This is a genomic window from Prauserella marina (assembly GCF_002240355.1).
Lineage (GTDB): Bacteria > Actinomycetota > Actinomycetes > Mycobacteriales > Pseudonocardiaceae > Prauserella_A > Prauserella_A marina.
Genome location: NZ_CP016353.1, coordinates 3,199,260 through 3,217,253 on the forward strand (window position 1 = coordinate 3,199,260; position 17,994 = coordinate 3,217,253).

Below are 17,994 nucleotides of genomic sequence, written 5' to 3' on the forward strand. Positions count from 1 at the left end.
GGTGAGGACGACCCTGCCCGCATGCGCTGCCGCGTATGTCCATTGAGGACCTATCGAGGGTCGGGCTCGCCGATGTGGGTGAGCAGTTCCGGCACCGGCTTGCGGCCGGAGGGGATCGCCGATCGCCCTGGCGGGGCAGGGGCGGGGTGGCCGAGTGCGATCGCGTGGTTGGCCAGCCACGGCCGGTCGTAGCCGACCATCGCGGCGGCGGTGACGGCGTTGGCCTCCGGATAGAGCGAGACGGGGCAGCTTCCCAGTCCCGCCGCGTGCGCGGCGAGTACCAGCGACTGGCACACCCTGCCGAGGTCGAATTCCGTGTCGCGCCCCGAGGAGGAGTCGGAGAGCAGCACCAGCGCGGCAGGCGCCGTCGCGATCGGCAGCGCGTACTGGCCGAGCGCCGCCAGCCGCTGTCGGAGGGCATGGCCGGTCACCGATACGAAGCGCCACGGTTGCCGGTTTCTCGCCGAGCCCGTCCACCGCGCCGCGTCGACGATCGCCTCGATGTCGGCCCGCGTCACCGGCCGGTCCGCGAAGTGCCGGGTGGCCCGCACGGCCGCAGGCGTGCGTCGCCCATGATCCACGGTCGGTACGCTAACACCGGCCCCCGCCCAACCGGCCCGCGGTGCGCGCCGTTCACGGCGGGCGCCCCGAGCAACGAGGTGAGTCCGATGACCACGACGACCGAGCAGGACGCCACCCGGACCCAGCGGCTCACGCGGCTGTTCTCGATCATCGCGATCGTGGAGGCGTTCACCTGGGCGGGTCTGCTGACCGGCATGTACTTCAAGTACATCCCCGAGACGACGACGGAACTGGGCGTGAAGATCTTCGGCCCGCTCCACGGTGCCGCCTTCGTGTGCTACGGGATCGTGACGATCCTGCTCTCGATCAAGCTGAGGTGGCCGGTGCGCTGGCTGACGGTCGTCGCGCTCGCGGCCGCGGTGCCCCCGTTCACGACCGTCGTCTTCGAGATCTGGGCCCGCCGCACCGGACGGCTCACCGCCCGCGGCGACGTCGCTCAGACTGCTCAGGCGAAAGTCAGGTAGAGCAGGGCCACGTTCAGCACGATGATCACGCAGGCGACCAGCCAGGCGACGGTCGTGGTGACGACGTGGTTGGTGGCCTCGCCCATCAACCGGCGATCGCTCGTGAGCCGCACCAGCGGCGCCAGCGCGAACGGGATGCCGAACGACAACACGACCTGGGACAGGACCAGTGCCCTGCTCGGGTCGACGCCGATCGCGAGAACGAGCAACGCGGGCAGCAGCGTGACGAGCCTGCGCAGCAGCAGCGGGTAGCGCTTCCGCAGCAACCCCTGCATGATCATCGCGCCCGCGTAGGCGCCGACCGAGGTCGACGCGAGTCCCGAGGCGAGCAGCCCGACGGCGAACAACAGGCCGACGACGGGGCCGAGGGCGGTCTGCACCGCGGAGTGGGCTCCCTCGATGGAGTCGACGTTGTCCTGGCCTTTGAGGTTGGTCGCCGCGAGCAGCAGCATTCCGATGTTCACCGCGCCCGCGAGCACCATGGCGAGCCCGACGTCGAGCTTCGTGGTCTTGAGCAATCTCCTGAGCCGCGTGCCCGTGGTGTGGCCGTGCCGGTCGCGGGCGAGCCCGGAATGCAGATAGACGGCGTGCGGCATGATCGTCGCGCCCAGCATCGCCGCCGCGAGCAGGACGCTTTCCGTCCCGCTGAAACGGGGGATCAGTCCGTCGAGCGTCGCGGTCGGCGACGGTGGCTCGACGACGACGCCCACCAGGAATCCGGTGGCGATGATCAGCAGGAAACCGGTGATCACCCGCTCGAAGCGCCTCGGTCCGCCCTTGTCGTAGACCGCGAGCAGGAACAGGCTCACGATGCCGGTGATGATTCCGCCGACCACGAGCGGCAGGCCGAACAACAGATACAGGGCGATGGCTCCACCGACCACCTCGGCGATGTCGGTGGCGATCGCCACGAGCTCGGCCTGTGCCCAGTAACCGAGCCTCGCGGGTTTGCCGAGCCGGTCGCGCAGTGCCTCCGGCAGCGAGAGCCCGGTGACGAGCCCGAGTTTGGCGGACAGATACTGGACGAGGCCCGCCATCAGATTGGCCGCGACGAGGACCCACACCAGCAGGTACCCGAACTGCGCGCCCGCGCTGACGTTGGCGGCGACGTTGCCGGGATCGACGTAGGCCACGGCGGCGACGAACGCGGGGCCGAGCAGGAGCAGGCTGGTCTTGGCGCGGGCCAGGCGTGGCCGCATCCCGTCCAGCAGTGCCATGTCGCGCACCTTCCCCGTGGCCCCTGAGTTCGCCGCACCCGAGAACTCGCCGTGCCCGAGAACTCGCCGGTTCCTGAGTTCGCCGAGCCCGAATCAGAGTTTAGGCGTGCCGAACTAGTGGCGGTACCCGGGATGACCGGGTGCGCCTTCCGCGAGTCCCCAGTCCTGGCGCGCGAGTCCCGCGTTCGGGACGCCGAAATCCGCACTCAGGCGCGCGAGTTCGGCATTCGGGTCGCCGAGATGCGTACTCGGGCGCGCGAGGTCCGCACTGGCGCGGGTGGACCTGAACGCGGATGTCGCGTGCACCGATGCGGATCTCGCGTGCCTGAGCGGGGGACTCGCGAGCCCGCCGGATCGCCCGCCACGATTACCGGCCGCCGTTCCTGGGAACACGTTGTGACGAACCACAAAGGAGGATCCAGGTGAAGGTCGTCTACGTGTCCTACCCGGACGAGGCCACGCCGCCGGTACTGGCTTCCAGTCCCGGCGCGCTCGGGTTGCGCCCGTTGCTCAAGGAGAACGGGCACGAGCTGGTGACGACAAGTGACACCGGAGCCGCGCTCGACGAGGAACTGGCGGAGGCGGAAGTCCTGATCACGACGCCGTTCTGGCCCGTGTACCTGTCCGAACAGCAGGTGCGGAACGCGAAGAAGTTGCGCCTCGTGCTGACGGCCGGTATCGGTTCCGATCACCTCGACTGGGATGTCGCGCGCGACAACGGGATCACCGTCGCCGAGGTGACCGGATCGAACGTGGTCAGCGTGGCCGAGCACAACGTGCTCCAGATTCTGGCGCTTGTCAGGAACTTCGTTCCTGCCCACCGCCAGGCCGTCGAGGGCGGCTGGGACGTCGCGGGCGTGTCAAGGCACGCGCATGACCTCGAGGGCAAGACCGTCGGCATGGTGGGGCTCGGCGCGATCGGGGCGCGAACGGCCTTGCGGCTCAAGAACTTCGACGTCCGGCTGCTGTACTACGCGGGTCACCGTCGCTCACCCGCCGACGAGGCCGTGCTCGGCGCGAAGTACGCGAGGTTGGACGACCTGATCGCGGAGTCCGACGTGGTGTGCCTCGCGTTGCCCCTCACGGCGGGCAGTGAGGCGTTGATCGGCCCGCGCAGGCTTGCCGCGATGAAGGAAGGAGCCTGGCTGGTCAACACCGCGCGAGGCGCGATCGTCGACAGGGACGCGCTGGTGGAATCGCTGGCGAACGGCCACATCGGCGGTTACGCGGGTGACACGTGGCATCCGCAGCCCGCGCCGGGAGACCACCCGTGGCGCACCATGCCGGCGCACGCGATGACGATCCACTACTCGGGCATGACGGTGGAGGCGCAGCGGCGTATCGCCTCCGGCATCGCCGAACTGCTGCGACGCTACTTCGCCGGAGACGAACTGCCGAGGGACTACGTACTGGTGACGCCGGAGTGAGCGGCGAAAGGACTTCCGGAGCGGCGGAGCACGAGGTCCGCATCGGACTCATCGCCGAACCGGATTCGCCGGAGCGCACGGCGGACTGGCTTGTCGAGACCTTGTCCGAACAGGGAAAGAACGGATACCGGTTCGAAGCCGAGATCAGCGTGGTGGTGGCGGGCAAGCAGCGGCCTGCCGACATGCTCGACGCCATCACCGAACTCATGCGCGAACGGGAATGGACCTTCGCCATCTGCCTGAGCGACCTTCCCGTGCGGGAGCGCGGGCGCACGGTCGTGGCCGATGTGCGCCCGGCCACCGGGGTCGCCCTGGTGTCGTTGCCGGCGCTCGGTACCGTCCGGATCGGCGAGCGGGCCCGCCGCGTCGTGCTCGAACTGCTGGACGACCTCGCCGACGAGCGCGCGCCCTCGCGAGGGCTTTCCTCCGTGCGCACTCGCCGCGACGATCGCGTTCCCGCCGACGAGACCAGCACCGGCGGAACCGGGGACGTGCGTTACCTCGCGGAGGGAAAAGCGGGCAGGCTGCGGCTGATCAGCGGCATGGTGCGTGCCAACAGCCCGTGGAAGCTGATCTTCGGGCTTTCCGGCGCGCTCGCCGCGGCGGGCGCGGCCAGCGCCTTCGGGCTGACGTCGAGCACCATCTGGCAACTCGGTCACCAGCTGGAGACCTACCGGCAGGTGCTGGCCGCGCTGGTCGCGGTGGGGGTGCTCGTGTTCTGGCTCATCGCGGGACACGGGTTGTGGGAGAACCGGCGCAGTGCGCTCGACCGCGAACAGGCCGGGCTGTACAACGTGTCGACGGTGATGTCGCTGGTCATCGGCGTCGCGGTGATGTACACGCTGCTGTTCGTCATCAACGTCGGTGTCGTCCTGCTGATGCTTCCCTCCGGGCTGCTGGCGAGTACGGTCGGCGAACCGGCCGGGCCGACCACGTATCTGTCGCTGGCGTGGGCCTTCACCACGATGGGTGCCATCGCCGGTGCGCTCGGCGCGAGCGTGGCCAGCGACAGTTCGGTGCGCAGGGCCGCCTACGGGTACCGGGAGCAGCGCCGCCGCGACAGGCGAGAGCGAACGTGATCAGCCACGGTGCGCTGTTGCCACCGCACCATCAGTGAACAGCCGGTCAGCCGTCCCGCACGGGGTCCGGCCGCCGTGACCGGTGCGCTACCTTGACCGGCATGAGCGAGGTTGGTGGCCAGGACCCATCCTGGAACCGGTGGCGGCGCCCGAAGCCGACCGCGGCTCAGCAGCGCAACGACGTGTGGATCATGCTCGCGGTGCTGGCGGGCGCGGTCGTGGCGACGGTGCTCATCAACAGCATGGGCGCCTTCGTGTTCGACAACACGCCGTCGCTGGTGGAGCAGTTCGCGTGGGCGGCGGCGGTCACCCTGCCGCTCGTCGTGCGCCGCCGCTTCCCGCTGCCTGTCCTGATCGCCGTCGGTGTGCTTTTCGTGATGACCCAGGTGCGCCAGATCGGCGACACCCTGGTGCCGTCCATCGCGTTGTTCCTGGCGATCTACACCTCGGGGGCCTGGGAACACAACAGGACGGTCGCGCGGTGGTCGCGGGTCATCGTCATCGTCGGCATGTTCTGCTGGCTCGGATACGGGCTGCTGGACTTCCTCGTCGACCCCGGCCCCGGTTTCGAGGGCGCCGCGGGACCGCTGGATCCCGTGCTCGCCTCCGTCCTCTACAACATCGGGTTCAACCTGTTGTTCTTCCTTTCGGCCTACTTCTTCGGCAATCTCGCGTGGCTTTCGGCACGCAGACAGGCCGAACTCGAACAGCGAGCCGAGCAGTTGCGCTTTTCGCAGGAACAGAACATGCAGGGCGCGGTGGTCGCGGAGCGGGTTCGTATCGCGAGGGACCTGCACGACGTGGTCGCCCACCACGTGTCCGTCATGGGTGTGCAGGCGGGAGCGGCGAGAAGGGTGTTCGACCGCGACCGCGAACTGGCGTTGTCGGCACTGCGCACGGTGGAGTCGACGGCCCGTACCGCGATCGGCGAGTTGCGCGGCCTGCTCGGCGTGCTCCGCGCGGAGCAGGGCGAGCGGGACGGCGCTGACAAGCGTCCTGACGAGTCACATCCGGCTTCGCCGGGCCTCGCGCAAGTGCCCGACCTCGTGCCCGTCGCCGAATCCGCGGGACTCGACGTGCGATTGGGCGTATTCGGCGACCCGCTGCCGGTTCCGGAAGGCATCGCGCTTTCGGCCTACCGGATCGTGCAGGAGGCGCTGACCAACGTCGTGAAGCACGCCACCGCGCGCAAAGTGGACCTCAGAATCCGTTATCTGGACAGCGCCGTCGAGGTCGAGATCACCGACGACGGCCGAGGTCGCGCCGCGGCGGCTCCCCGGCTTCCCGGCAGCGGTTTCGGTCTGCTCGGCATGCGGGAAAGGGTCGCCGTGCACGACGGAGAGCTCGAAGTCGGCCCTCGGCCCGACGGTGGTTACCGGGTCAGAGCGAGCTTCCCCGTTCGCAACGACGATCAGTCCACATCGGACAGCAGGGAGATCCCGGCAACGTGAACGAACAATCCGCCAGTCCCATGGCCGAACGTGGCGCCGATGCCGGGCCGTTGCGGGTCGTCCTCGCCGACGATCAGGATCTGGTGAGAGCGGGATTCAGGGTCATCCTCGGCGCGGAGCCCGGCATCGAGGTCGTCGGCGAGGCCGGTGACGGCGAGGCCGCGGTCGAGTTGGTGGAGGCCGTGCGTCCCGACGTGGTGCTGATGGACGTTCAGATGCCCATATTGGACGGACTGGCCGCGACGAGAAAGATACTGGGAGCGACGCGGGAGGACCATCCGGTCAAGGTGGTCATCCTGACCACGTTCGACAGGGAAGACTACCTTTTCGAGGCGTTGCAGGCCGGTGCGAGCGGCTTCCTGCTCAAGAACGCGTCGCCGGAGGACCTTGTCGAGTCGATCCGGATCGTCGCACGAGGCGACGCGTTGCTCTCGCCGGAAGTCACGCGCAGGGTCATCGCCAGGTTCTCCGCCCCCGCCCCTGCCACGGTGCCGGTCAACCGGCCAGCCGAGCTCACCGACCGCGAGTTCGAAGTGCTCGAACAGCTCGCGAAAGGCGCGAGCAACGCCGAAATCGCCGGTTCGCTCTTCCTCGGTGAGACGACGGTGAAGACCCACGTGTCACGAGTGCTGGCGAAACTCGGCCTGCGCGACCGCACTCACGCGGTGGTCTTCGCCTACGAGAACGGGATCGTGGCGCCTGGCGGCAACACCTGAGGTCAGCCTGCCGCCTGATCCACCGGCGGGTCACCGGCTGACGGTCGCCAGATGCAGGCGCAGGTCCAGAAACCGGCCCCGCCATGCCCCGCATCGCGGTAATGCCGAACTCGAAGCGGGCGACGGTGCCGGTGGCCAGCAGGTCCCATCGCGATCCCGAGGGGCCTGCCCTTTCGATCCGGACAGCCAGCGGCCGGGTGCCGCCACGGGCTGTCAGCCCGCCGCGCGGAACCCAGGTCGCTGCCACTTTGCCGGGCGCGGTCGAGGCGAACGAGATGACGGGAAACGCCGACGTGTCGAGGTAGGCCGCCGAGCGAATCGCCCAGTCTTTCGGGGGGTTGCGGGTGTTCAGGCTCGCCGACGACACGGTCGCGATCGCGGTCGCGGACGAGGCGTGCACTGGCCTTGCCACGTGTATCGAACCGTCGACGACCGCGAACGTTCCCCGCACCGGCAACAGGCCGAAGAACTGGCGGGTGGAGAACGAGACCGACGACCGCCGCGGATCGATGGGGTAGTCGCCCTCGGCGGGAACGCGGACGGGCGTGGAAGCCGGTTCGTCGCTGGCCATGGGGCCAGGCCCCGCACGCGCGGAGCCCGCGTCCGGTGTGGATGCCGTCGCTCGCCGGGCCGGGGGAGAATGGGCGAGTTCTTGGTGTCGGCCTGGTTCGGCTCATGCGCCACGGGGAGGGGGAGCCGCCGTGCACACTGTCGTCGACAGTCCGCTCGGGCCGTTGACGCTCGTCGGTGACGATGATCTTGCCGGTGGCGTCGCTTTGACTGGTTTGTACCTGGAGCGGCAGTTGTACCGGCCAGGGGAGGAAGCGTTCGGTGAGCGGGCGGCGGAGCCCTTCGCGGGGATGATCGAGCAGTTGAGCGCCTACTTCGCGGGTCGGCTGACCGAATTCGACGTGCCTACGGCGTTGTCCGGTACGCCGTTTCAGCGTCAGGTGTGGGAGATGCTGCGGGAGATTCCCTACGGCGAGACGGTGACCTATGGCTGGCTGGCTCGCCGGATGGGCAAGCCAGCTGCCGCGCGGGCGGTCGGACTGGCGAACGGCAAGAACCCGGTGAGCATCATCGTGCCGTGTCACCGGGTGGTCGGCGCGAATGGGGACCTCACCGGCTATGGCGGTGGCGTCGAGCGGAAGCGGCACCTGCTTGCCCTGGAGCGGTCAACCGCCGCACGGCTCCAACCGTGCGAGTCCCGCGCCCAGGATGCCGAGATCCGCACTCAGGGCGGCGAGTCCCGCGCCGCGGACGTCGAGATCCGCACCCAGCCGCGCGAGATCCGCACTCGGGCGGGTGGGTAAAGCCGAACCAGGTCAGGCGCTCAACCCGGCTGTGGACATCCGGGCCGTGGACATGGCATCGGGGCGCGGGCCGTTCGGGCCGAGTGCGGATCTCGGCGACCCGAACGCGGATCTCACCTGCCTGGATGCGGATCTCGGCGTCCTGAGCGTGGAAGTCGGTGGTCGTGAGCGCGGATCTCGCGTGCCTGGCGTCAGTTCCGGCGTCTCCCCGGTGAACCGATCACGAGCCGGTAGATGGCGAGAATGATCAAGGCGCCCAGAATGGCGAGTCCCCAGGTCCGGGCCTCGAAGAACCGGCCGAGGTCGACATCGAACAACGAACGGCCCACCCAGCCGCCCAGCATCGCGCCACCGACACCGAGCAGGATGGTGATGATGCATCCGCCAGGGTCTTTGCCGGGCATGAGCATCTTGGCGATGCCCCCCGCGATGAGACCCAGGATGATCCAACTGACGATACCCATGGCCCCACCCTACGACCCCGGAACCCGGCGTCTCCGAACCGGGCGAACCGCACCATCCACGCGGCACCCGCGCCGGGACCGCGACCGCGATCATGGCCGCACCTTCTCGATCCACAATGGATTCAACGCGAGTTGACGCGCCGGGACGATATTTTCCTCCCCGCCGGTGAAACCGTTGCCCCGGAACACAATCCCGGTTCACCGGAAGTGGCGGTACATTGGTCACGACATGCGTATCGAGCTTCTCGGCGAGTTCGCCGTCGAGAGCAATGGGGACCTGATCGACGCGCGCCGCTGGCGGTTGCGCAAGGCCCGCCTGCTCGTGATCGCCCTCGCCCTTGAGCCCGCGCAACGGCTGCACAGGGACAAGGTGATCGAGCGGTTGTGGCCCGGGGCAGTGCCTTCCTCGGCCAACCACAATCTGCACCAGGCCCTCTACGTCGCGCGAAAGGCCATTGGTGAAGCGGGCGCGCTGACCGTGCGCGACGAGAACGTGCTGCTCAACGCCGACGGCGACGTCGCGGTGGACGTCGTCGAGTTCGAGCGTGCCGCTGAGATGGCGCTCGCCACTGGCGACGAGCGTGACCTGCTGGCCGCGCTCGCGGTCTACCGGGGCGACCTCGCGCCCGACCTCGCCTACACGGACTGGCTGGAGAGGCGAAGGGCCACGGTGCGAGAAACCTGGCACGCGGTGTTGCTGCGGGTGGCCGAACTCAAGCTCGCGGGCGGTGCCTTCGACGAGGCCAACCTGCACTTCACGAGGGTGCTTTCGGCCGACCCCTACAACGAGATCGCCGTGCGGGGCACGATGTCCGTGCTCGCCGCGACCGGCCGGGTGCCCGAGGCGCTGGCGAGGTACGAGCGGCTCAGGGACGACCTGCGGGAACTGTCGGGAGCCGATCCCGATGCCCTCACGAAAGGGCTGTTCCGCCGCCTGCTGCATGGTTCGGCGGAAGGCGGGAGCGCGCCCGTGCGACCTCGGCTGCCTTCGGCGTTGAGCAGCTTCGTCGGAAGAGACCGCGAGCTGAGCGAGGTCGGGGCGTTGCTGGGCCGTACCCGGCTGCTGACGCTCACCGGCGCTGGCGGTTGCGGGAAAACCCGGCTCGCCGTCGAGGCCGCTCGCGCCGCCGCCGGTGCGTACCCCGAAGGGGTGTGGTTCGCCGACTTGGCCGCACTGCGCGAACCGGCGCTGGTACCCGACGCGATCGCGGCCGCGCTCGATCTGACCCCCGGCGCGGGGCCGGATCAGACGAGGTCACTCGTCGAGCAGCTCGGTCACGGCCGCCGCCTCGTCGTGCTCGACAACTGTGAGCAGGTGGTGCAGGCCTGCGCGCGGGTGTGCGGCACGGTGCTGGCGCACTGTCCCGGAATCCGGATCCTGGCCACCAGCAGGGAGACGCTGCGCGTCGAGGGTGAGATCACGTTCCGGGTCCCCTCGCTGCGCATACCCGAGTCCACCTGCGATCCGGATCGGCTTGCCGATTTCGAATCGGTGCGGCTGTTCGTCGAGCGGGCCGCGAGCGTGCGCCCCGGATTCGTGCTCGGCACCGGCAACGCCGGGGCGATCGCCGGCCTGTGCAGGCGGCTCGACGGCATGCCGCTCGCGCTGGAACTGGCGGCGGCGCGGATCGCGTTGCTCGAACCGGACGAGATACTGGCCAGGCTCGGCGACGCGCTCACGGTACTGGGGACGGGAACGTTCGGCGCGACGAGACACCAGACGTTGCGCGCGGCGTTGCAGTGGAGCTATGACCTGCTCGACGCCGACGAGCGGGTGCTTCTGCGCAGGCTCTCCGTTTTCGCTGGGCTGTTCTCGCTCGACGCCGCCGAGATCGTCGGCGGGCCCGCGCCGCTGGGCAAGGACAGGGTGCTCGGCCTGCTCGGCAGGCTCGTGGACAAGTCGCTGGTACATCGCGAGCCTTCGGGGGAGGGCACGAGGTACCGGTTGCTGGACACCGTGCGGCAGTTCGCCGCCGAGGTCTTGCGGGAGGCGGGGGAGCACCGCGCGACGGCGGCGGCGCACTGCGCCTACTTTCTCGACGTCGCCGGACGACACGATCCGGAACACGTGGTCGGTGTCGTCAGGGAGAATCCCCGGCTACTCGACCACGATCACGACAATTTCCGGGCCGCGCTGCGCTGGTCGCTCGCGGCCGACCCGTCCGCGGCACTGACGCTGGCCGCGCGGCTGTGGCGGTACTGGTTTCTCAGGGGGCACGCCGTCGAGGGCGCGGGCTGGCTTGAGAAAGCGCTCGCCGCGGCCCCTTCGCCGAGCACGACACGTGCCAGAGCGCTCGTCGGGCTGACCGGTCTCGACGCGCGGCGAGGCCGGGCCGACCGGCTGCTGCGCGAGGGCGGGGAGGCCGTCACGCTCGCCGAGCGCCTCGCGGGGGCGGACGTCGCCGAGCTGTACCGGCTGGTGTACGCCACGCTGGTGTGGGGCACGTTCGACGTGACGGAGGCCGAGCGGATCGCCGAGGACGTCAGGGAGCGCGCGGCCGGTCCCGGACTGCGCGCCGGTGCGGTGTGGCTCGCCGGTATGTGCGCGTTGTCGCGTGAGGACGCGACCGCGGCGGGCTCGCTGTTCGGGGAGTGTCTCGTCGCCGTGGAAGCCCTCGATCCGGGCGGTCCCGCTTTCCTGCCGGTCATCACCCCGTGTATCCAGCTCGTCCCGGTCGGGGAGCGGTTCGTGCCTTCGTTCGAGGAGTCGCTGCTGGTCGGCAGGAGGGTGGGTGCCGAGCAGGCTGCGGGCTACGTACTCGGGGCACTCGGTTACGCGGCACGGCTGGAGCACGAACTCGGTCTCGCCACGGTGACGGTGCGGCGGTCGGTCGAGCGGTTCGGCGCGCTCGGCGACGATCTCGGCAGGGCACACGGTCTGCATCACCTCGGGTGCGTGTTGCGCGATGCCCGGATCTTCGCGGAGGCCGAGGACCGGTTCGCCGAGGCGCTTGCGATCCGGCACTGGCTCGGTGATCGGCGGGGAGAGCTGCTTACCCGGGCCAACCTGGCTTTGTCCTGGGCGGTGGCGGGCGATGCCGAGCGGGGACGACACGCGGCACGAGACTGTCTCGGCGCGTTCGAGGCGGCGGAGGATGTGCCGGGGATCGCGGGAGCGCTGGGACTGCTGGCCAACATCGAGCTTTCCGCTGGGAAGCCGCTGGCGGCGAAGGAACTCTACGCCGAAGCGGTACGAGGGTTCGGCGATCAGTCGTGGCCGAGGATCGAGGGCTGGTACCGGTTGCTGGTCGCCGAACTGGCCGCCGAGTGCGGAGAGGCGGCCGAGGCAGCCGGCTGGTTGCCGAGCGCGGTCGCACGGTTCGACCGGCAGCGCTGCGCACTGGCCGAGCGGCGGGTGCGCGCGCTGCGTGCCGCGCTCGGCCGGGTGTGAGCTGCCGGTGAGCGCGATGTTGAACCGTTGTTGAGCCCCGATTCCTACCGTTGCCGGAAAGACCAAGAGGAGCGGGTGATCATGACCATCGACCACAGTGCCAGACACGTCGGGGAGGCGACGCTCGGCGAGTTCGCCGCGGCATTGCGCGGCACCGTCGTGCGGGACGGAGACGAGACCTACGAGCGCGAACGCGCCGTGTGGAACGCGGCGCACGACCGGCGGCCCGCGTTGATCGCGAAGTGCGCCGGGGTGGCCGACGTGACGCGCACCGTCGAGCTCGCCCACAGCGAGGGTTTGCCGCTCGCGGTGCGCGGCGGAGGACACTCCATTCCCGGGTTCTCCACCTGCGACGACGGCATCGTGCTCGACCTTGCCGCCATGAAGGGCGTGCGGGTCGACGTCGGTTCGCGCACCGTGAGCGCCGAGGCGGGCTGCCTGTGGCGGGACGTCGACGCCGAGACGCAGAACTTCGGCCTCGCCGTCACCGGTGGTCTCGTTTCCACGACCGGGATCGCGGGGTTCACGCTCGGTGGTGGCATCGGCTGGCTGGTGCGCCGGTACGGGCTGACCATGGACAATCTCATCGGCGCCGACGTGGTGACAGCCGACGGCGGCTACCTGCGGGCCGATGACGACCACAACCCCGACCTGTTCTGGGCGTTGCGGGGCGGCGGGGGAAACTTCGGTGTCGTCACCTCGTTCGACTACCGGCTGCACGACATCGGCCGGACCGTCTATTCAGGACTGGTGTTCTATCCGGCCGAGGAGGCCGAATCGGTGTTGCGCGGCTATCCGCTCGCCTGCGCGCAGGCACCCGACAACCTGACGACACTGGTCAACATGACGACGGCGCCACCGCTGCCGTTCCTTCCGGAGTCCGTTCACGGCAAGCCCGTCGTCGCGATCGCGGGCTGCTGGGTCGGTGAGGGAAGCCACGGTGACGAGGCGACCCAGCCGTTCCGGTCGCTCGGAACGGTGATCGCGGACGTGTTCGCGCCGCACCCGTACACGGCGTGGCAGCAGGCGCTCGACCCGCTGTACCCGAGGGGCCTGCACAACTATTTCCGGTCGTCGTTCCTGCGCACCGCCGACAAGTCCGCATTGGACACGTTGCACACCGGATTCGCCGAGATCCCCAACGGGTTGTGCGAGATCCACCTGCACCATCTCGGCGGCGCGATGGCGAAGACACCGCCGGAGGCGACCGCGTTCGCGGTGCGCGATCACGACTACATCGTCAACGTCATCGCCCGCACGGCAACGGCGAGCGGCTACCGCGAGGCTGTCGACTGGGCGAAAGGCGTGACCTCGATGCTGGGTCCGGACGCGGCCACCTACGTCAACTTCACGGGTGAGGGCAGCGCGGACAGGGCGCGTGCGGCCTATCCAGGCGGGACCTATCGCAGGCTCGTCGAGGTGAAGGACCGCTACGACCCCACCAACCTGTTCAGCCTCAACCAGAACATCCAGCCGTCGCGGTGAACCAGGCGTGGCTGCTCAGAGCCTGCGGGCTCTGGCCAGCCACGCGGCCATGTCGGCGGTTGTGCCTTCGGCGAGGCCGAGCCGTCGCGCGTCCTGCTCGCCGACGACGACCCGGTACGTGCTCGGCCGCAGGTTTTCCAGTTCCCAGCCGTCCGTGAACGCCTCGCGGATGACGCTGTCGCTGATCTGCGGCCCCAGCCCTGGTTCGGTGTCGGCCAGCGCGAGTACGTGCACGCGTGCTCCCGGAACGCACACCCCGTGCAGGCTGCCCGTGTAGGCGACGCGCTCGGCAGGCCCGAACACGTGGAACAGCGCGCTGTCCACGACCGTGTCGAATCTTGGCCCGCCGGTCAGCCTCGTCGCGTCGGCGACGTCGAACCGCGCGGTGACCCCGCGCCGCGCGGCATTGGCGCGCGCCTTGTCGATGGCAGGGACCGAAAAATCCACGCCAACCACGTCGTAGCCGCGTTCGGCCAGGTAGATCGTGTGCTCGCCCATACCGCACCCGGCGTCGAGCACCGCGCCGTGGATCTCGCCCCGCCGTTCGAGTTCCACGATCGCGGGCTGTGGCTCGTCGATGATCCACGGCGCGCCCGCCCCCTCGTAGGCATCGTCGAACGGGGAACGTGGTACCGAAGAATCCATGCCGTGGCTCCCTTTTCGCCGCTCGGCCACCTGAGGTCGAGGTTACCGGTGCGTGCCGTGATTCGCCCGCGCTTGTCGTGCCTGCTGAGACGGCTGTGGTGGAACGAGGGTTTGCCGGGCGGCGGCACCGGGTACGGCCAAGGAGGTCCATGTCGGTCGAGGGAGGTGCGGGTTGCCAAGCGCAGCGACCATCACGCGCCTGCTCGGCCAGGGGCTCGACTACGTCGCCGTCGCGAGACGCCTCGGCATTTCGCCCGGCACGGCCTACCTCATCCGCACCGGTGTACCGGCCGACGGTGGAGACACCGTCGCGGGCGCCCGGCGTGAATTGTTGCTGTCACACAGTCAGTCGCTGGTGCAGCCCAATTCGCACAACCCCACCGAACACGCCGAGGTGATGACGTGGCTGCGCCACAGGGCGCTTGGTGATCCGCAGATGCAGGCCGCCGCGTGGGAGACCCGCTGAACCGTCGTGGCACCGCCGCTACGGGTGAGGAGGTTGGCCGTGGGGTTTCGCGAGTGGATCGGCTCCTGGCCGGTGTACCGGCAGTTGAACGGAACGGACAGGGCGGGCAAGGCGGCCGCCGCGCGCTCGGCTGCCAGTCGCGCGCTTTCGGCGCGCACCCGCACGGCCGACAGAGTGGTGAAGTCGGTCTGCCCCTACTGCGCGGTGGGCTGCGCGCAGAACGTGTTCGTCAAGGACGACAAGGTGGTGCACGTCGAAGGCGACCCCGATTCGCCGGTCAGCAGGGGGCGGTTGTGCCCCAAGGGCGCGGCGACGCTACAGCTCACCACCGGCTCCGGACGGCGGACCGGAGTGCTCTACCGCGCGCCGAAAGCCACCGAATGGCGGGAAATCGACCTGGATACCGCCATGGCGATGGTGACCGACCGGATCATCGAAACCAGGCGGCGAACCTGGCAGGCCGAACTCGACGGCAGCCGTACGAACCGGACGATGGGCATCGCGAGCCTCGGCGGGGCGACCCTCGACAACGAGGAGAACTACCTGATCAAAAAGCTGCTCACGGCGCTGGGCGTGGTGCAGGTGGAAAATCAGGCCAGGGTGTGCCACAGCTCGACGGTCATCGGGCTCGGCACCTCGTTCGGCAGGGGTGGCGCGACGACGTTCATGCAGGACCTCCAGCACTCGGATTGCATCGTCATCGAGGGCTCCAATTTCGCCGAATGTCATCCCGTCGGCTTCCAGTGGGTCATGGAGGCCAAGGCACGGGGCGCGAAGGTGATCCACGTCGATCCCCGCTTCACGAGGACGAGTGCCATGGCCGACCTGCACGTGCCGTTGCGGGCGGGTACCGACATCGCTTTCCTCGGCGGCATCATCAACCACGTACTCCAGACCGAATCCTATTTCCGGGACTACGTTCTCGACTACACCAACGCGGCGACGATCGTCGGCGAGGAATTCCAGGACACCGAGGATCTCGACGGCCTCTTCTCCGGTTTCGACGAGGACACCAGACACTACGCGTTCGACACCTGGTCCTACGAGGGAACGACCGTCGCGCCCGCTTCGGGGCAACGGGACCGGACTCCGGGGCGGCGCATCGACTCCGACTTCGCGGAGACCGGTGCCGGTGAGGGGCAGGGCTCGGGAGGTATCGCGCTGGGCGGGGAGAGCCCGCACCGCGACGAGACACTGACCCACCCTCGCTGTGTGCTGCAAATTCTCAAACGGCACTTCTCCCGCTATACCCCGGAAATGGTGCAGGACGTGTGCGGGATTCCCCGCGATACCTTCGAGGAGGTCTGCGCGGACCTCGTCGCGAACTCGGGGCCAGAGCGCACCAGCGAGTTCGTGTACGCCGTCGGCTGGACCCAGCACACGACGGGCTCCCAGTTCATCAGGGCGGCCTCGGTGTTGCAGTTGCTGCTCGGCAACATCGGAAGGCCGGGCGGTGGCATCCAGGCGTTGCGAGGGCACGCCAGCATCCAGGGCTCCAGCGACATCCCGACTCTTTTCAACCTGCTGCCCGGTTACATTCCCATGCCATATGCCCATCACGGCCAGGATCTGCGCGAGTTCGTCGAGGCCGACGCCGCGAAAAAGGGGTTCTGGGCCGAGATGGAGTCCTATGTGGTCAGTTTGCTGAAGGCGTGGTGGGGCCCGGCGGCGACACCGGAGAACCAGTTCTGCTTCGACTATTTGCCACGGCTGACCGGAAGCCACGCGCACTACGACACCGTGCTCGAACAGATAGCCGGACGCTGCAAGGGCTACTTCCTCATGGGCGAGAATCCGGCTGTGGGCTCGGCCAACGCGAAGATGCAGCGGCTTGGCATGGCCAATCTCGAATGGCTCGTCGTGCGCGACTTCAACCTCACCGAAAGCGCGACCTGGTGGCGGGACGGTCCCGAGATCGAAACGGGAGAGCTGCGCACGGAGGACATCGACACCGAGGTCTTCTTCTTTCCAGCGGCCGCGCACACGGAGAAGGCGGGCAGCTTCACCAACACCAACCGCATGCTGCAATGGCATCACGAGGCGGTGGAGCCGAGTGGCGACTGTCGCAGCGACCTCTGGTTCATGTACCACCTTGGCCTGCGGATCCGTGATGAGCTCGCCGGTTCGACCGACGAGATCGACCGGCCGGTCCAGCAACTCACCTGGGACTACCCGACGCAGGGGGCAAACAGGGAACCGGTCGCCGAGGCGGTGCTCGCCGAGATCAACGGCTGGAACCACGACGGCGACCCGCTGTCGAGCTATACCCAGTTGCGGCCGGACGGCTCGACCGCCTGCGGCTGCTGGATCTACTGCGGCGTGTACGCCGAAGGCGTCAACCAGGCAGCCCGCCGCAAACCGGCGATGGAACAGGACTGGGTCGCGCGGGAATGGGCCTGGGCATGGCCCGCGAACCGGCGCATCCTCTACAACAGAGCGTCGGCGAGACCCGATGGAACACCGTGGAGCGAGCGCAAGAAGCTCGTGTGGTGGGACGCCGAGGCAAGCTGCTGGACCGGATACGACACCCCGGATTTCGAGGCGGACAAATCGCCGGACTACCGTCCTGGACCGGACGCGACCGGAGTGGCCGCACTGTCCGGAGTGGACCCGTTCATCATGCAGGCCGACGGGAAGGGCTGGTTGTTCGTACCGGCTGGTATCGCGGACGGCCCGCTTCCCGCGCACTACGAGCCGCAGGACTCGCCGTTTCCCAACGTTCTCTACCGGCAGCAGCGCAACCCGGCGAGGCTCGTGTACCCGCACGAGCACAACCGGTACCAGCCCACGGGCACGACCAACGGTAGTCAGGTCTATCCGTTCGTCGTCACCACCTACCGGCTCACCGAGCACTTCACGGCCGGCGGCATGTCGCGCTGGACGCCCTACCTCGCCGAACTGCAACCGGAGGCGTTCTGCGAGGTGTCCCCTGAACTGGCGGCGACCCAGGGACTGCGCAACGGCGAATGGGCCACCATCATCACGCCGCGCAACGCCATCGAGGCACGAGTGCTGGTGACCGACCGGATGACGCCGCTGCGCGTGCACGGAAGGATCGTCGAGCAGATCGGGCTGCCCTATCACTGGGGCCCCAACGGGCTGAGCACCGGCGACGCGGCCAACGAGCTGTCCTCGATCGCGCTCGACCCCAGCGCCCACATCCAGGAGGTCAAGGCGTTCGGCGCCGACATCCGGCCAGGGCGAAGGCCCCGGGGCCCCGCACTGCCCGAACTCGTGCGCTCATACCAGCTTCTCGCGGGGATCACGAGCGAAACCGGGACGGAGGTCTGACCG

The 17,994-nt window shown here is 68.9% G+C and carries 13 protein-coding genes and 2 pseudogenes; 10 read left to right on the forward strand and 5 right to left on the reverse strand.

Annotated features, from left to right (window positions below; translation table 11 throughout):
• Positions 1-50: 50 nt before the first annotated feature.
• On the reverse strand, positions 51-581 hold the full coding sequence (locus tag BAY61_RS14980; RefSeq protein WP_091804093.1) for a nitroreductase family protein: 531 nt from the start codon (positions 579-581) through the stop codon (positions 51-53).
• A gap of 87 nt (positions 582-668) precedes the next feature.
• Here BAY61_RS14980 and BAY61_RS14985 point away from each other — a divergent pair, with 87 nt between their 5' ends.
• A complete protein-coding gene (locus BAY61_RS14985) occupies positions 669-1,046 on the forward strand; it encodes a DUF3817 domain-containing protein (RefSeq protein ID WP_091804095.1) in 378 nt (125 codons plus the stop codon).
• Here the strand turns inward: BAY61_RS14985 and BAY61_RS14990 are convergent.
• Entirely contained in the window at positions 1,028-2,263 is a 1,236-nt protein-coding gene (locus tag BAY61_RS14990; RefSeq protein WP_091804098.1) for an Nramp family divalent metal transporter, read from the reverse strand. The genes BAY61_RS14985 and BAY61_RS14990 overlap by 19 nt on opposite strands.
• 422 nt (positions 2,264-2,685) lie before the next feature.
• Here BAY61_RS14990 and BAY61_RS15000 point away from each other — a divergent pair, with 422 nt between their 5' ends.
• The 4 genes from BAY61_RS15000 to BAY61_RS15015 all read left to right on the forward strand — a co-directional run bounded on the left by BAY61_RS15000 (position 2,686) and on the right by BAY61_RS15015 (position 6,936).
• Positions 2,686-3,690, forward strand: a complete 1,005-nt coding sequence (locus tag BAY61_RS15000; protein ID WP_091804104.1) for an NAD-dependent formate dehydrogenase — start codon at positions 2,686-2,688, stop codon at positions 3,688-3,690.
• Positions 3,687-4,769 carry a hypothetical protein gene (locus tag BAY61_RS15005; protein ID WP_091804107.1) on the forward strand — a complete coding sequence of 361 codons (1,083 nt, stop codon included), beginning with the start codon at positions 3,687-3,689 and terminating at the stop codon, positions 4,767-4,769. The genes BAY61_RS15000 and BAY61_RS15005 overlap by 4 nt, the downstream gene beginning before the upstream one ends.
• A gap of 101 nt (positions 4,770-4,870) precedes the next feature.
• Positions 4,871-6,220 (forward strand): sensor histidine kinase, encoded by a 1,350-nt coding sequence (locus tag BAY61_RS15010; protein WP_091804110.1) that lies wholly within the window; start codon positions 4,871-4,873, stop codon positions 6,218-6,220.
• 20 nt (positions 6,221-6,240) lie between these two features.
• Positions 6,241-6,936, forward strand: a complete 696-nt coding sequence (locus BAY61_RS15015; protein WP_091804113.1) for a response regulator — start codon at positions 6,241-6,243, stop codon at positions 6,934-6,936.
• A 151-nt stretch (positions 6,937-7,087) separates the two neighbouring features.
• Here the strand turns inward: BAY61_RS15015 and BAY61_RS33545 are convergent.
• Positions 7,088-7,507, reverse strand: a pseudogene (locus BAY61_RS33545) (YceI family protein); the annotation flags it as partial.
• 130 nt (positions 7,508-7,637) lie between these two features.
• On the opposite strand from BAY61_RS33545, the pseudogene BAY61_RS33550 reads away from it, so the two are divergent.
• Positions 7,638-8,111, forward strand: a pseudogene (locus tag BAY61_RS33550) (methylated-DNA--[protein]-cysteine S-methyltransferase); the annotation flags it as partial.
• Positions 8,112-8,440: 329 nt separating this feature from the next.
• Here BAY61_RS33550 and BAY61_RS15030 read toward each other — a convergent pair.
• On the reverse strand, positions 8,441-8,713 hold the full coding sequence (locus BAY61_RS15030) for a GlsB/YeaQ/YmgE family stress response membrane protein (RefSeq protein WP_091804121.1): 273 nt from the start codon (positions 8,711-8,713) through the stop codon (positions 8,441-8,443).
• Between the two features lie 229 nt (positions 8,714-8,942).
• Between BAY61_RS15030 and BAY61_RS15035 the strand changes: the two genes are divergently transcribed.
• Together BAY61_RS15035 and BAY61_RS15040 are read left to right on the forward strand one after the other, a co-directional pair.
• A complete protein-coding gene (locus tag BAY61_RS15035; protein WP_091804123.1) occupies positions 8,943-12,104 on the forward strand; it encodes an ATP-binding protein in 3,162 nt (1,053 codons plus the stop codon).
• An 81-nt stretch (positions 12,105-12,185) separates the two neighbouring features.
• The gene (locus BAY61_RS15040) at positions 12,186-13,589 is read left to right on the forward strand and encodes an FAD-binding oxidoreductase (RefSeq protein WP_091805179.1); all 1,404 of its coding nucleotides are present in this window, start codon (positions 12,186-12,188) and stop codon (positions 13,587-13,589) included.
• Between the two features lie 15 nt (positions 13,590-13,604).
• Here the strand turns inward: BAY61_RS15040 and BAY61_RS15045 are convergent, their stop codons facing one another.
• A complete protein-coding gene (locus BAY61_RS15045) occupies positions 13,605-14,234 on the reverse strand; it encodes a class I SAM-dependent methyltransferase (protein WP_091804126.1) in 630 nt (209 codons plus the stop codon).
• A 172-nt stretch (positions 14,235-14,406) separates the two neighbouring features.
• Between BAY61_RS15045 and BAY61_RS32905 the strand changes: the two genes are divergently transcribed.
• Together BAY61_RS32905 and fdh are read left to right on the forward strand one after the other, a co-directional pair.
• Positions 14,407-14,700 (forward strand): hypothetical protein, encoded by a 294-nt coding sequence (locus BAY61_RS32905; protein WP_110057697.1) that lies wholly within the window; start codon positions 14,407-14,409, stop codon positions 14,698-14,700.
• A gap of 39 nt (positions 14,701-14,739) precedes the next feature.
• Positions 14,740-17,991, forward strand: coding sequence for a formate dehydrogenase (fdh, locus tag BAY61_RS15055; protein ID WP_091804129.1), 3,252 nt, complete (start codon positions 14,740-14,742; stop codon positions 17,989-17,991).
• The last annotated feature ends 3 nt before the right edge of the window (positions 17,992-17,994 follow it).

Bases quoted from the DNA above. Each gene is read 5' to 3' on its own strand.
- BAY61_RS15035 (WP_091804123.1), top strand. From the start codon at position 8,943: ATGCGTATCGAGCTTCTCGGCGAGTTCGCCGTCGAGAGCAATGGGGAC.
- BAY61_RS15030 (WP_091804121.1), bottom strand. From the start codon at position 8,713: ATGGGTATCGTCAGTTGGATCATCCTGGGTCTCATCGCGGGGGGCATC.
- BAY61_RS15015 (WP_091804113.1), top strand. From the start codon at position 6,241: ATGGCCGAACGTGGCGCCGATGCCGGGCCGTTGCGGGTCGTCCTCGCC.
- BAY61_RS15040 (WP_091805179.1), top strand. From the start codon at position 12,186: ATGACCATCGACCACAGTGCCAGACACGTCGGGGAGGCGACGCTCGGC.
- BAY61_RS15045 (WP_091804126.1), bottom strand. From the start codon at position 14,234: ATGGATTCTTCGGTACCACGTTCCCCGTTCGACGATGCCTACGAGGGG.
- BAY61_RS14990 (WP_091804098.1), bottom strand. From the start codon at position 2,263: ATGGCACTGCTGGACGGGATGCGGCCACGCCTGGCCCGCGCCAAGACC.
- BAY61_RS14985 (WP_091804095.1), top strand. From the start codon at position 669: ATGACCACGACGACCGAGCAGGACGCCACCCGGACCCAGCGGCTCACG.
- BAY61_RS15010 (WP_091804110.1), top strand. From the start codon at position 4,871: ATGAGCGAGGTTGGTGGCCAGGACCCATCCTGGAACCGGTGGCGGCGC.